We start from the raw sequence: 13,952 nt of genomic DNA, 5'->3' as shown, positions 1-13,952 counted from the left end.
ATTTTTAAGGCATATGGTTGAAACCTTTACTGCCAAAAGCTGTATCGGCAGACGCTTGTAATAGCTTTAGGTTATTTGCAAACGTTTGCTCATATCCTTATTTCCAATCGCCCTGTTAAGCGGAAAAAGACCGACCATTTCACTTGGTCTTCGCCCAGAAGCCTGATCAAGCCCTTCAGCTTAAAGCGAATGGCTCCTATGCTAATTCCAAAAAGTTATTTATTTTCTATTTCTTAGATCATCTAGCCTTCTTGCCATTCAGCACACCGATTGCCTGACAAGAGGTTCGACCATGATCCCGCACACGCCACTGCGCTTGCTCGCCGCCCTGACCCTCGCCGGAACCAGCTGGTTCGCCCAGGCCGCCGACCTGACCGTCGCCTACCAGACCACCGTCGACCCGGCCAAGGTGGCCCAGGTCGATGGCGACTACGAAAAAGCCAGCAAGGCCAGCATCGACTGGCGCAAGTTCGATAACGGCGCTGATGTGATCACTGCAGTGGCCAGCGGCGACGTGCAGATCGGCTACCTGGGCTCAAGCCCGCTGGCCGCTGCCGCCACCCGCAAGCTGCCGGTGGAAACCTTCCTGATCGCCACCCAGATCGGCGCCGGCGAAGCGCTGGTGGCCCGCGACAGCATCAAGACCCCACAAGACCTGATCGGCAAGAAAGTCGCCGTGCCCTTTGTTTCCACCGGCCACTACAGCCTGCTGGCCGCACTGAAGAGCTGGAACATCGACCCGTCCAAGGTGCAGATCCTCAACCTCGCCCCACCGGCGATCATCGCTGCCTGGAAGCGCGGCGACATCGACGCCACTTACGTCTGGGACCCGGCCCTGGGCGTGGCCAAGGAAAACGGCAAGGTGCTGATCACCTCCGGGGAACTGGCCGAGAAAGGCGCACCGACCTTCGATGCCTGGATCGTGCGCAAGGACTTCGCCGACAAGCACCCCGAGGTGGTCAAAGCCTTCGCCAAGGTCACCCTCGACGCCTACGCCGACTACCGCAAAGACCCGCAGGCCTGGCTTGCCAACAAGGACAACGTGGCCAAGCTGGTGAAGCTGTCCGGTGCCAAGGCCAGTGATATTCCTGCTCTGTTGCAAGGCAACGTCTACCCGCTGGCCGCCGACCAGGCCAACGCCCTGGGCGCACCGACCACTCAAGCGCTGACCGACACCGCCACCTTCCTCAAGCAGCAAGGCAAGGTCGACGCCGTGTTGCCGGACTATTCGGCCTACGTCAGCGCCAAGTTCTTGCCCAATTGATCCGGAGCCCGTCATGGCCTTGCTAGAACTGGAGCGCATCAGCGCACAGTACCCCGGCGCCAGCACCCCTGTGCTGGCCGACATCAACCTCAGCCTGGGCCCAGGCCAGCTGCTGGTAGCACTGGGCCCCTCCGGCAGCGGCAAGACATCGCTGCTCAACCTGATCGCGGGCTTTGTCGCCCCCAGCGGCGGGCGCATCACCCTTGACGGCGTGCCGGTGCAAGGCCCCGGCGCCGAACGCGGCGTGGTGTTTCAGGACGATGCTCTGCTGCCGTGGCAGAACGTGCTGGGCAACGTCGCCTTCGGTTTGGAGCTGGCTGGTGTAGCCCGCGGCAAGCGAGAGGCCAAGGCACGGGAAATGCTGGCACTGGTCGATCTGGATGGCTTTGGCGAGCGGCGCATCTGGCAACTGTCCGGTGGCCAGAAGCAGCGTGTGGGCCTGGCCCGCGCGCTGGCGGCCGACCCAAGGGTACTGCTGATGGACGAGCCGTTCGGCGCCCTCGATGCGTTCACCCGCGAGCAGATGCAGGAACTGTTGCTGCAGGTCTGGCAGCGCACCGCCAAACCGGTGTTCCTGATCACTCACGACATTGAAGAAGCCGTATTCCTTGCAACCGAACTGGTGCTGTTGGCCCCAGACCCAGGCCGCGTGGTCGAGCGCCTGCAGCTGGACTTCGGCCAACGTTATGCCGCTGGCGAATCGGCCCGGGCCATCAAGTCTGACCCACGCTTCATTGAAACCCGCGAGCATGTGCTGGCGCGGGTTTTCTCTCAACGCCAAAGCCTGCAGGAGCACGCATGAGCAGCCTTGATCTGCCGGTCGCCAGCAAGCGCGACAGCCAAGCCCGGCCCGTTGATAAAGCGCGCCGCCAGCTTTCCACCCGCTGGATCAGCACGCTAACCCTGGCCAGCCTGCTGCTGGTCTGGTGGCTGGTGACCGCCGCCGGCTGGATCGAGCCACTGTTCCTGCCAGCGCCCGGCGACATCCTGGCCAAAGCCTGGAGCTTGCTCACCCAAGGCTACATGGACGCCAGCCTGTGGCAACACCTGGGCGCGAGCCTGGGCCGCATCGGCCTGGCGCTGGTTGCCGCGACCCTGACCGCCATCCCGGCTGGTATCGCCATCGGCTACAACCGTGTGGCCCGCGGCATCCTCGACCCACTGATCGAGTTCTACCGCCCCATACCGCCACTGGCCTACCTGCCACTGATCGTCATCTGGTGCGGTATCGGCGAGTTGTCCAAGGTACTGCTGATCTACCTGGCAATCTTCGCCCCGATCGCCATCGCTACGGCCACCGGCGTGCGCACCGTCGACCCGGCCAGATTGCGCGCTGCGCAATCGCTGGGGGCGACCAAGGTGCAACTGATCCGCCATGTGATCGTGCCCAGCGCCCTGCCCGACATACTCACCGGCATCCGTATCGGCCTGGGTGTGGGCTGGTCGACCCTTGTAGCCGCCGAGCTGATCGCTGCCACCAGCGGCCTGGGCTTCATGGTGCAGTCGGCGGCGCAGTTTCTGGTGACCGACGTGGTGGTGCTGGGCATCCTGCTGATCGCCCTGATCGCCTTCGCCCTGGAGATGGGCCTGCGCGCCCTGCAGCGCAAGCTGGTGCCCTGGCATGGGCAAAGCCACTGACCGATTGCGGACTGACCACGCCGGCTACCCGGCGCCTGGAGTGAGAAAAGACATGAGCCTGACCGTTACCCCCCTCAGCCCGGCCCTCGGCGCCCAGATCAGCGGCGTGGACATCGGCCGCGAGATTAACGTCGAGCAGCGCGACGCCATCGAGCAGGCACTGCTCCAACACCAGGTGTTGTTCTTCCGGGACCAGCCGATCACACCCGAGCAGCAAGCGCGCTTTGCCGCGCGCTTCGGCGACCTGCACATCCACCCGATCTACCCCAACGTACCGCAAACCCCGCAGGTGCTGATACTCGACACTGCGGTCACCGACGTACGCGATAATGCCGTGTGGCACACCGACGTAACCTTCCTGCCGACCCCGGCACTGGGTGCGGTGCTCAGTGCCAAGCAGTTGCCGGCCTATGGCGGCGATACCTTGTGGGCCAGCGGCATTGCCGCCTTCCAAGCCCTGTCGGCCCCGCTGCGCGAGATGCTTGATGGCCTGACTGCAACGCACGATTTCACCAAGTCGTTCCCGCTCGAGCGCTTTGGCACTACGCCTGAGGACCTGGCGCGCTGGGAAGCGACCCGGCGCAACAACCCGCCGCTGTCACACCCGGTTGTTCGTACGCACCCGGTGAGCGGCCGCAAGGCGTTGTTCGTCAATGAAGGGTTCACCACGCGGATCAATGAGCTGAGCGAGTTGGAGAGCGAGGCGCTGCTCAAGCTGCTGTTCGCCCATGCGACGCGGCCGGAGTTCAGCATCCGCTGGCGTTGGCAGGAGAACGACGTGGCGTTCTGGGACAACCGCGTCACTCAGCATTTTGCGGTGGATGATTACCGGCCGAACCGGCGGGTGATGCATCGGGCGACCATCCTGGGGGATGCGCCGTTCTGAAAGAACCTTGGGAGGCCTTTGGCCTCCTTTCGCGACACAAAGCCGCTCCTACAGGCCTGTAGGAGCGGCCTTGTGTCGCGAAAGGGCCGCAAAGCGGCCCCAGCGATCTACCTGACCAGATGCAAGAACTGCATATGCCGCTCGTACTGGTCGAGGATGTCGTTGATGATCTGCTCCTTGCTGTAGCCCACCAGGTCGTAGTTCTGGCTGCCCTCGCTAAGGTGCACCTCCGCCCGGTAATAACGGCGGTTCTTCAAATCCTGCGTCCCCAACCCACCCAGCGCGAACGACGGTGTGAAATACCCGCGCATCTGCACCTGATAGATGAACGGCTGCTCTTCACCATGGCCGACCTTCAGGCTGACGTTGTCGTGGCTAGGGTCATCCTGGGTCACCAGTACCAGGCCTTTCTGCTCGAACACCTCGCGCACATCGGCAATCGCCGGGCGCACCACGTCGTCCATGAAGCGGTACACCTCATCGCGTGACGGGAAGTGCACCGCCTGGCTCAGGCGCTGGCGCCAACCACCACGGCCACGGCGGGACTGCGCGAACGGTGCCAGCGAATGCAACTGGGCGATCTGGCGCTGCGACTCAAGGTAGAACGCCTTATGCAGGCCCCACATCATGCACAGCAGGATCAACGAGAACGGCAGCGAGGTCAGCACCACCGCCGATTTGAGCGAATCGATGCTGCCGGCGAACAGCAGGCTGCTGGTGATCAGCGCGGTCATCGCGCCCCAGAAGATCCGCAACCAGTTCGGGCCGTCTTCATCAGCACCGCCATCCTTGGCGGACAAGGTCGACAGCACCACCGTGCCCGAGTCCGCCGATGTGACGAAGAACACGAAGCTGATGAACACCGTCACCGCGATGACGGTCTTGCTCCACGGGTAGGTCTCCAGCAGCAGGTACAGGCTCATCGACGGGTTATCGATGGCCGACTGGCCGAGCGCGGTCATGCCGTGGTTCAGCACCTGGTCCAGCGCGCTGTTGCCGAAGATCGACATCCACGCCAGGGTGAAGCCCAGCGGGATCAGCAGCACACCGAAGACGAATTCACGGATGGTGCGGCCACGCGAGATACGGGCGATGAACAGCCCCACGAAAGGCGCCCAGGCAATCCACCAGGCCCAGTAGAACACCGTCCAGCCGCCCAGCCAGTCGCGGTTTTCGCCGTAGGCGTAAACGTCGAAGCTCTTGCGTGGCAGGGCGCCGAGGTAATCGCCAAGGTTCTGGATCAGGGTATTGAACAGGTGCTGGGTGGGCCCGGCGAACAGCACGAACAGCAGCAGGGCACAGGCCAGGAACAGGTTGATGTCGCTCATCACCCGCACACCTTTCTCCACCCCCGCGACCGCTACGGCCACCGCAGCGCCCATCATCAGGACGATGAGCGCGATCTGCACCCATTGGCTATGGCTGATGCCGAACAGGTAGTCGAGGCCGGCATTGAGGTGCAGCACCCCGAAGCCCATGTCGGCGCCCAGGCCGAACACCGTGGCGATGATGCCGAAACCGTCTACCGCGTAACCGATCGGCCCGTTGATACGCTTGCCGATCAGCGGGTACAGCGCCGAACGCAAAGCCAGCGGCAGGTTGTGGCGGTAGGCGAAGTAGGCCAGCGCCATGCCGACGAAGGCAAACACGCCCCAGCCATGCAGGCCCCAGTGCAGGAACAGTATCTGCATCGCCTGGCGCCCGGCCTCCGCCGTGCCCGCCTCACCCTGGGGGGGCTGGAGCATGTGGGTCAGGGGTTCGGAAACGCAGAAGAAGAACAGCGTGATGCTGATACCGGCGGCGAACAACATGCCGGCCCACGACAGGTAGCTGAACTCGGGTTCGTCGTGGTCGGCACCGAGCTTGATCTTGCCGTAGCCGGACAAGGCGGTGACCACCACGAAGACCAGGTACAGGGTCATGGCCAGCATGTAGTACCAGCCGACCGTGTTGGCCGCCCAGTTCTGCGCTGCCAAGAGCCAGTCGCCCGCTGCTTGCGGTTGGGCGATGACCACCAGGCCGAAGATGAGGATGAAGCTTGCCGCAAAATAGAACACCGGAGGGTTCATGCGGATCTGGCTGTTGGAAGGGGTCGGTGCACTCATGGGGCATGCACCTCGTCGATTGACGTGAGGTTCGGAATGAACGGGTTCAGCAAAGGAATCCTCCTGTTGAACACCGGCAGCGGACCAGCGTTTTTTCGTTGAACAAGCGTTCAAGTTAAACATGGATCGGGATTCGATGCGACCCGGGCTGCTGATCGGCACATTCCTGCACCGGCGATAGGGCCGGTACAGGCAGTGAAGCATTCAGGTCAATTCTTGCCCTGGCAATCCAACTGTAGATTGGCCTGGGTAATGTTGCTTTCGGCCGGCACACTCCGGGTCAGCCACACATTGCCGCCAATGGTCGAACCTTTACCAATGGTGATCCTTCCCAGGATGGTCGCCCCCGCATAGATCACAACATCGTCCTCGACGATCGGGTGGCGGGCCAGGCCTTTGTGCAACGTACCCGACTCATCGCTCGGGAAGCGCTTGGCGCCAAGGGTCACCGCCTGGTAGATGCGCACACGCTCACCGATGATCGCAGTCTCGCCGATCACCACACCGGTACCGTGGTCGATGAAGAAGCTCGGGCCGATCTGCGCGCCCGGGTGGATATCGATACCCGTGGCCGAATGCGCCAGCTCCGAACAGATGCGCGCCAACAATGGCAAACCGGCCTGGTACAAATGGTGGGCCAGTCGGTGATGGATGATGGCGAGTATGCCCGGATAGCACAGCAGCACTTCGTCGACGCTGCGCGCTGCCGGGTCACCGTGGTAGGCGGCGAGCACATCGGTGTCGAGCAGCACGCGCAGGCCTGGCAGGGCGGCGGCAAAATCCTGGATCAGGCGCAGTGCCTGGGCATCGACGGCGGCCAGGTCGGCATTGCTCTGGCGCGCGGCATAGCGCAGTTCCAGACGTGCCTGGGCCAGCAACGCGGTCAGCGCGGCGTCGAGGGTGTGGCCAACGTAGAAGTCCTCGCTCTCTTCGCGCAGGTCGACCGGGCCCAAACGCATCGGGAACAGCGCACCGCACAACTGCTCGAGGACCTGGCGAATGGCCTCGCGCGAGGGCAATTCGCGCCCGCCCTGCTCGCCAATGCTGCGGCCATTGCGGCTGCGCCACTGCTCACGGGCGCTGCGCAGGCCGCTGACAATATTGTGCAACTGCCAATGCGCGGATGAAGGTTGTTCGCTCACGGTGATCTCCTGCCAGGGCCAATCAGATAGTTTGCAATCCACTTTACGGCAAATCAGCCCCTTGGAAAAAACAACGCTTTATTCCATCCTGCGCTAAGTCGGGCATAAGCCGCGATGACGGACCCGGCATCGTCGCCTACCCTCAAAGCAGCCAAAACCCGGCACAGATCAAAAAGGAAATAACAAAATAAGTTTTTATTATTTCCTGGCCTATGAAGCCAACCCTATAGTCGCCACCCACCACTTCCACAACAAGCGCGGGGCCTGACATGTCGAAATTCGCCAAACCGCTTCTCAATGCCAGCCTGGCCATCCTGCTGGGCACCGGTCTGTTCAGCCAGGCATTCGCCGGCGAGCAACTGAAAACCATCCAGGAAAAAGGCGTGATCAACGTCGGCCTCGAGGGCACCTACCCGCCGTTCAGCTTCCAGGATGAAAACGGCAAGCTCGCCGGCTTCGAGGTCGAGTTTTCAGAACTGCTGGCCAAGGAGCTGGGCGTCAAGGCCAAGATCCAGCCAACTAAATGGGATGGCATCCTTGCAGCGCTGGAATCCAAGCGCCTGGACGTGGTGGTCAACCAAGTGACCATCTCCGAGGAGCGCAAGAAGAAGTACGACTTCTCCGAGCCCTACACCGTCTCCGGCATCCAGGCGCTGATCCTGAAGAAGAAAGCCGAGCAGTTGAACATCAAGACCGCGCAGGACCTGGCCGGCAAGAAGGTCGGCGTGGGCCTGGGCACCAATTACGAACAGTGGGTGAAGCAGGACGTTCCGAACGCTGAAGTGCGCACCTACGAAGATGACCCAAGCAAGTTCGCCGACCTGCGCAACGGCCGTATCGACGCCATCCTGATCGACCGCCTGGCCGCCCTGGAATACGCGCAAAAAGCCAAGGACACCGAGCTTGCCGGCGACGCCTTCTCGCGCCTGGAAAGCGGCGTGGCCCTGCGCAAGGGTGAGCCGGAGCTGCTGGCGGCCATCAACAAGGCCATCGACAAGCTCAAGGCCGATGGCACCCTGGCCAAGCTGTCCGAGAAATACTTCGGTGCCGATGTCACCAAATGATCGCTGAAAGCCTGCAACTCGTTGTCGATTCCGCGCCCTTCCTGCTCAAGGGCGCGGGTTATACAGTGCTGCTGAGTGTCGGCGGCATGTTCTTCGGCCTGGTACTGGGTTTTGCCCTGGCACTGATGCGCCTGTCGAAGATCCTGCCGCTGGACTGGCTGGCACGCATCTATGTGTCGTTCTTCCGGGGCACGCCGCTGCTGGTGCAGCTGTTCGTGATCTACTTCGGCATGCCGCAGATCGGCATCGAACTCGACCCGATCCCGGCCTCGCTGATTGGCCTGTCGCTGAACATGGCAGCGTACATCTGCGAAATCCTGCGTGCGGCGATCTCCTCGATCGACCGTGGCCAGTGGGAAGCAGCCGCCAGCATCGGCATGACCCGCACCCAGGCCATGCGCCGGGCGATCCTGCCGCAAGCACTGCGCACGGCATTGCCACCGCTGGGTAACAGCTTCATCTCGCTGGTCAAGGACACCGCCTTGGCGGCGACCATCCAGGTGCCCGAGCTGTTCCGCCAGGCGCAGCTGATCACTGCGCGCACTTTCGAAGTATTCACCATGTACCTGGCCGTTGCGGTGGTCTACTGGGTCCTCTGCAGCATCCTCGCGCACTTCCAGAACCGCATGGAAGCGCGGGTCAACCAGCACGACCAGGAGCACTGAAGATGATCGTAGTAGAAGGCCTGACCAAGCAGTTCAAAGGCCAGACCGTGCTCAACGGCATCGACCTGACCGTGCAACCGGGCGAAGTGGTGGCCATCATCGGCCCCAGCGGCTCGGGCAAGACCACCTTCCTGCGGTGCCTCAACCTGCTGGAAACGCCAGACGCCGGGCGCATTCAGATCGGTGCCATCAGCATCGATGCCAACCGCCCGCTTGGCAATCAGCAAAGTGCCATTCGCCGCTTGCGCCAGCAGGCCGGCTTCGTGTTCCAGAGCTTCAACCTGTTCCCTCATCGCACAGCGCTGGAAAACGTCATCGAAGGGCCGGTGATCGTCAAGAAGACGCCCCGCGCCCAAGCCATCGAGCTGGGCCGCAAGCTGCTGGCCAAGGTCGGGCTGGCAGGCAAGGAAGACGCCTACCCCAAACGCCTTTCGGGCGGACAGCAACAGCGCGTTGCCATCGCCCGGGCGCTGGCCATGGAACCTGAGGTGATTCTGTTCGATGAACCCACCTCGGCGCTCGACCCTGAGCTGGTCGGCGAGGTGCTGGCGACCATCCGCGGCCTGGCGGAAGAAAAGCGCACCATGATCATCGTCACCCATGAGATGAGCTTTGCGCGTGATGTGGCTAACCGGGTGATCTTCTTCGACAAGGGGGTGATCGTAGAGCAGGGCGAGGCCAAGGCGCTGTTTGCCAATCCCAAGGAAGAGCGGACGCGGCAGTTCTTGCGCAAGTTTCTCGGGACTGCGGCTTCCGAATAATCGGCATTCGTTTCACTGGCCCATCGCCGGCAAACCGGCGATGGGGCGCGAAGCGGCCCTACTCAGTTCCAACGCAAACCCTCAGCCGGCACGGGCCGCCCGAACCAGTAGCCCTGCCCCAGCTGGCACTGCTGCTCCAGCAGGAACCTGGCCTGCTCCGGCTGCTCGATGCCTTCGGCGTGCACCTGCATGCCCATGCTCCGGGCCAGGGCGATGATCACCCGCACGATCGCGACGTCGTCGTCATCCATCGGCAAGCCGGCGACGAAGCCCTGGTCGATCTTCAGCTTCTGCACCGGCAGGCGCTTTAGCCGCAGCAACGACGAGTAGCCGGTGCCAAAGTCATCGATTGCCAGGTTCAAGCCCAGCTCACGCAGCCGGTGCAACTGCTCCAGCGCGACTTCGGGGTCTTCCATGACTGCACTCTCGGTCACCTCCACCTCCAGCAGCGACGGATCCAGACCGGTTTCGTGCAACACCCCGGCCACTTGCCGGTACAGCTCACGCTGGCCGAACAACCGGCTGGAGATGTTGACCGCAACGAACTCGAGCAGGCGCCCGTCAGCCTGCCAACTGACCATCTGCCGGCACGCCTCGCGCAGCACCCAGGCATCGATGTCGGCAATCAGCCCGGTACGCTCGGCGATAGGGATGAATTCGCTTGGCGGCACCAAGCCACGTTGCGGGTGCTGCCAACGCACCAGTGCCTCCACCCCGACCATCTTCGAGGTGAACAGGTCGAACACCGGCTGGTAGAACACCCGCAGTTCGTCTTGCGCCAGCGCACGGCGCAGCTCGCCTGCCGTTTCCACCCGGTGCTGGGCGTGTGCTGTCAGCTCTTCGGTGTACAGCGCGTAACAGGCGCGGCCATTGTGCTTGGCCTTGAACAGCGCCGAGTCGGCGTTGCGCAGTAGCTGTTCGGCGCTCAACGCATCGCTGGGGAACAGGCTGATGCCAACGCTGACGCTGATGAACAGCCGATGCCCGTCGAACTCGAACGGTTCACGCATGCGTTCGATGAGCGCCTGTGCCAGTTTGCCGGCCTGGCCGACCTGCTGGCAGTTCTCTGCCAGCACACCAAACTCGTCACCGCCCAGGCGCGCCAAGGTCACGCCATTGCCCACCACCTCGGCCAGACGCTCGCCTACCAGCTTGAGCAGCTGATCACCGATGGTGTGGCCCAAGCCGTCGTTGATGCTCTGAAAGTGGTCAAGGTCAAGCAGCAACAAAGCACATCCACGCTTGTTGGCCTGTGCCGAAGCCAGTGCCTGCTCGGCCCGGTCGTTGAACAGCAGACGGTTGGGCAAGCCGGTAAGGGGGTCGTGATGGGCCAGGTAGGCCAGTTCCTGCTCGGTATGCTTGATCGCGCTGATGTCGCTGAAAACCGCGACATAATGGGTCATCTCACCGCCATCATCGTGTATGGCGCGGATTGTCTGCCATTGCGGGTAGATTTCACCGCTCTTGCGCCGGTTCCATATCTCCCCGCTCCACTCGCCCTTCTCTGCCAGGGTGGCATAAATCTGCTGATAGAACGGCACGCCGTGCCGGCCCGACTTGAACTTGCTCGGGCGCTGGCCGAGCACTTCGTCCTGCTGGTAACCCGTGATCCGCATGAAGGCACGGTTGACGTGCACGATCAGCCCCTGGCGGTCAGTGACCAGCACGCCCTCCAGGGTACTGTCGAACACGGCTGCGGCCATACGCAGGCGGGCGCGGTCTTCGCTGCGAAGACGTGCGCCGACACCGATGAAATTGAGCAGACGGGCACGGGTAAAGAAAATCAGCCCCGCGCTGGCCAGCACCCATAGAACAACATTGATCTGCCGCCCCACGGCCAAGGCCAGAGGGTCTTCAGACATGCTGCGCAAAACCACCTCTGACAGCACCAGCCAGAGGATCGAGAGCACCAGATACAGCGCGGCCATGCGCAAGGCGTCGCGAACGGAAACAGACATGTCGGCAACAAAAGTCCATGAAAAATGATGGGGCATTATAGAGGCAGAAACATGCCGTGACGTCCTATCTGCAAGGGTGACTGGTTTTATTTCCCTGCCAAGGGATAATCAGAGCCTTCCCCTGTGTCTTCGAGGGTTTTGACACCTATGTGGTATTACGGTCTGCTCGACTTGTCGGCCTGGCAACTGGTTGGCGTTACCCTGCTGATGACTCACGTGACCATCATCAGCGTCACCATTTATCTGCACCGCTACTCCGCCCACCGTGCCCTGGAGCTCAATGGCGCGCTCAAGCACTTTTTCCGCTTCTGGCTGTGGCTGACCACGGCGCAGAACACCCGCGAGTGGACAGCAGTGCACCGCAAGCACCACGCCAAGTGCGAAACCCCGGACGACCCGCACAGCCCAGTGCACAAAGGCCTGGGCACGGTGCTGCGCAAAGGCGCCGAACTCTACAGGGAAGAAGCACTCAACCCCGAAACCCTGCGCATCTACGGCAAAAACTGCCCGGATGACTGGATCGAGCGCAATCTCTACTCACGCTACAAACATGGCGGTATCGCCCTGATGGCGGTGCTCGACCTGCTGCTGTTCGGCACTATCGGCATTACCATCTGGGCGGTGCAGATGATGTGGATTCCGTTCTGGGCAGCGGGTGTGGTCAACGGCTTGGGCCATGCGGTGGGCTACCGCAACTTCGAGTGCCGCGACGCTGCTACCAACCTGGTGCCATGGGGCATCGTCATCGGTGGCGAAGAACTGCACAACAACCACCACACCTACCCCAATTCGGCCAAGCTGTCGGTCAAGCGCTGGGAGTTCGATGCCGGCTGGGCCTGGATACGCCTGTTGTGCCTGCTGCGCCTGGCCAAAGTACAGCGGGTGGCGCCTATCGCGCATCGCGTCGAAGGCAAGGCCAACCTGGACATGGACACCACCATGGCCATCCTCAACAACCGTTTCCAGATCATGGCCCAATACCGCAAGCTGGTGATCGGCCCGTTGGTCAAACAGGAACTGGCCAAGGTCGACGCCTCGGTACGCCATCGCTTCCGCCGGGCCAAACGCCTGCTGTCGCGGGAACCCAGCCTGCTCGAAGAGCGTCACCATGTGCGCATCGAGTCCCTGCTTGAGCAGAGCCAGGCACTCAAGACCATCTATGAGAAACGCTTGGCCTTGCAGCAGATCTGGGCCCGTACCAGCGCCAATGGTCACGACATGCTGGCCGCCATGAAAGACTGGGTGCACGAGGCGGAAGCCAGTGGCATTCACGCCCTGCACGACTTCGCAGCGCAGTTGAAAACCTACTCCCTGCGCCCGAACGGCGCCTGAGCACCGTTGATCGGCACGCCCCGCAACGGGGCGTGCACGCTGGAACTTCCCCCCTGAAAAACCACTCAAAGCCGGCACATCGCCCGCGTGGCGGGCCGGTCTTTGGCCGCACGCTTACCCGTCGAGAGCCGCTCCGTGCACATGGCCAAGAACATCCATTCAACGCTGCCCGGCAATTCAGCTCCCGAGGCAGCCCAAATACTGCTGGCCTTGCTGCATGCCCAAGGCGAAGTGGCTCGCCTGAGCGAACGTGAACAGCTCTACAGCTCGTTGCTCGACAGCGTCAACGCGGTGCTCTGGGCGTTCGACTGGGAAACACGCCAGGTGCTCTACGTCAGCCCCGCCTACGAACGCATCTTCGGCCGCCCCACGAGCCTGGTGTTGGCGGACTTCAACGAATGGCGCGACAGCATCTACCCCGATGACCTGGAATACGCCGAGCGCAGCCTGGCCCAGGTGCTGATCAAAGGCGCGGTTGAAGACCGCGAGTACCGCATTCTCAATGCAAACGGCCAGGTACGCTGGCTCAGTGACAAGTGCTACATCAACCAGCAGCAGGAAGGTGACCGGGTGATAATCGTCGGCATTGCCGAAGACATCACCGACAAGAAGCAGCTTGAGGGCGAGCTGCATCGCCTGGCCACCACGGACGTGCTGACCCAGAGCAGCAACCGCCGGCACTTTTTCGAATGTGCAGGCCAAGCCTTCGACAGCGCACGCGAAGACGGCACGCCACTGGCGTTCCTGCTACTGGACATCGATGACTTCAAGCAGATCAACGACAGCTACGGCCATCAGGAAGGCGACCAGGTATTGCAACGCATTGCCGACAGCGGCAAGGCAGTGCTGCGCCGCGGCGACCTGTTCGGGCGTATTGGTGGCGAGGAGTTTGCCGCAGTGTTCCCCGGCTGCAATGCGCAGGTCGCCGAGCAGATTGCCGAGCGCCTGCAGCGCGAGATTCAGCGGCTGAGTTTCAGCCATGGCGAGCAGGTGTATGGAGTGACGGTAAGCCAGGGGCTGACCGGGCTAACGGATGAGGATGACTCACTGGACAGCCTCTTCGCTCGGGCCGATGCAGCGATGTACCGGGCCAAACGGCAGGGCAAGAATCAGATCGTGCGGGGCTGAGCAAGTGGC

12 protein-coding genes are annotated in these 13,952 nt (G+C 62.3%); 9 read left to right on the top strand and 3 right to left on the bottom strand.

All coding sequences use genetic code 11. The features are described 5' to 3' along the window. The first annotated feature begins 292 nt into the window (after nucleotides 1–292). From tauA to tauD, 4 genes are read left to right on the top strand one after another with little or no spacing between them, the layout of a single operon-like run. Entirely contained in the window at nucleotides 293–1,264 is a 972-nt protein-coding gene (gene tauA / locus ACMGGN_RS23135) for a taurine ABC transporter substrate-binding protein (protein WP_119687945.1), read from the top strand. 13 nt (nucleotides 1,265–1,277) lie between these two features. Then, a complete protein-coding gene (tauB, locus tag ACMGGN_RS23130; RefSeq protein ID WP_251962612.1) occupies nucleotides 1,278–2,066 on the top strand; it encodes a taurine ABC transporter ATP-binding subunit in 789 nt (262 codons plus the stop codon). Then, nucleotides 2,063–2,902: a taurine ABC transporter permease TauC gene (gene tauC / locus ACMGGN_RS23125; RefSeq protein ID WP_125924696.1), complete on the top strand. Its 840-nt coding sequence runs from the start codon at nucleotides 2,063–2,065 to the stop codon at nucleotides 2,900–2,902. The genes tauB and tauC overlap by 4 nt, the downstream gene beginning before the upstream one ends. Before the next feature lie 52 nt (nucleotides 2,903–2,954). Beyond that, nucleotides 2,955–3,788, top strand: a complete 834-nt coding sequence (gene tauD, locus ACMGGN_RS23120; RefSeq protein ID WP_251962611.1) for a taurine dioxygenase — start codon at nucleotides 2,955–2,957, stop codon at nucleotides 3,786–3,788. 107 nt (nucleotides 3,789–3,895) lie between these two features. On the opposite strand, the gene betT is transcribed toward tauD, so the two are convergent. Both betT and epsC read right to left on the bottom strand, forming a co-directional pair. After that, nucleotides 3,896–5,857, bottom strand: a complete 1,962-nt coding sequence (gene betT, locus ACMGGN_RS23115; protein WP_217433396.1) for a choline BCCT transporter BetT — start codon at nucleotides 5,855–5,857, stop codon at nucleotides 3,896–3,898. 245 nt (nucleotides 5,858–6,102) lie between these two features. Beyond that, nucleotides 6,103–7,035 (bottom strand): serine O-acetyltransferase EpsC, encoded by a 933-nt coding sequence (gene epsC, locus ACMGGN_RS23110; RefSeq protein ID WP_046788213.1) that lies wholly within the window; start codon nucleotides 7,033–7,035, stop codon nucleotides 6,103–6,105. Nucleotides 7,036–7,304: 269 nt separating this feature from the next. Here epsC and tcyJ point away from each other — a divergent pair, with 269 nt between their 5' ends. The 3 genes from tcyJ to tcyN are packed head-to-tail and all read left to right on the top strand — an operon-like array spanning nucleotide 7,305 to nucleotide 9,525. Then, nucleotides 7,305–8,099 (top strand): cystine ABC transporter substrate-binding protein, encoded by a 795-nt coding sequence (tcyJ, locus tag ACMGGN_RS23105; protein WP_115273135.1) that lies wholly within the window; start codon nucleotides 7,305–7,307, stop codon nucleotides 8,097–8,099. Then, entirely contained in the window at nucleotides 8,096–8,764 is a 669-nt protein-coding gene (gene tcyL / locus ACMGGN_RS23100) for a cystine ABC transporter permease (RefSeq protein ID WP_039603142.1), read from the top strand. The genes tcyJ and tcyL overlap by 4 nt, the downstream gene beginning before the upstream one ends. 2 nt (nucleotides 8,765–8,766) lie before the next feature. Beyond that, nucleotides 8,767–9,525: an L-cystine ABC transporter ATP-binding protein TcyN gene (gene tcyN / locus ACMGGN_RS23095; RefSeq protein WP_046788212.1), complete on the top strand. Its 759-nt coding sequence runs from the start codon at nucleotides 8,767–8,769 to the stop codon at nucleotides 9,523–9,525. Between the two features lie 62 nt (nucleotides 9,526–9,587). Here the strand turns inward: tcyN and dibA are convergent, their stop codons facing one another. Continuing rightward, on the bottom strand, nucleotides 9,588–11,483 hold the full coding sequence (gene dibA / locus ACMGGN_RS23090) for a phosphodiesterase DibA (protein WP_115273136.1): 1,896 nt from the start codon (nucleotides 11,481–11,483) through the stop codon (nucleotides 9,588–9,590). Between the two features lie 147 nt (nucleotides 11,484–11,630). Here dibA and desA point away from each other — a divergent pair, with 147 nt between their 5' ends. Together desA and ACMGGN_RS23080 are read left to right on the top strand one after the other, a co-directional pair. Beyond that, the gene (desA, locus tag ACMGGN_RS23085; RefSeq protein ID WP_046788210.1) at nucleotides 11,631–12,815 is read left to right on the top strand and encodes a delta-9 fatty acid desaturase DesA; all 1,185 of its coding nucleotides are present in this window, start codon (nucleotides 11,631–11,633) and stop codon (nucleotides 12,813–12,815) included. A gap of 141 nt (nucleotides 12,816–12,956) precedes the next feature. Further along, nucleotides 12,957–13,943, top strand: coding sequence for a GGDEF domain-containing protein (locus tag ACMGGN_RS23080; protein WP_046788209.1), 987 nt, complete (start codon nucleotides 12,957–12,959; stop codon nucleotides 13,941–13,943). The last annotated feature ends 9 nt before the right edge of the window (nucleotides 13,944–13,952 follow it).

It is taken from the genome of Pseudomonas sp. BNK-30, assembly GCF_047456185.1.
GTDB classification, from domain to species: Bacteria; Pseudomonadota; Gammaproteobacteria; order Pseudomonadales; family Pseudomonadaceae; genus Aquipseudomonas; species Aquipseudomonas putida_E.
Note: the sequence above shows the minus strand (reverse complement) of the source record. Positions and strands in the feature narration are given on the sequence as shown.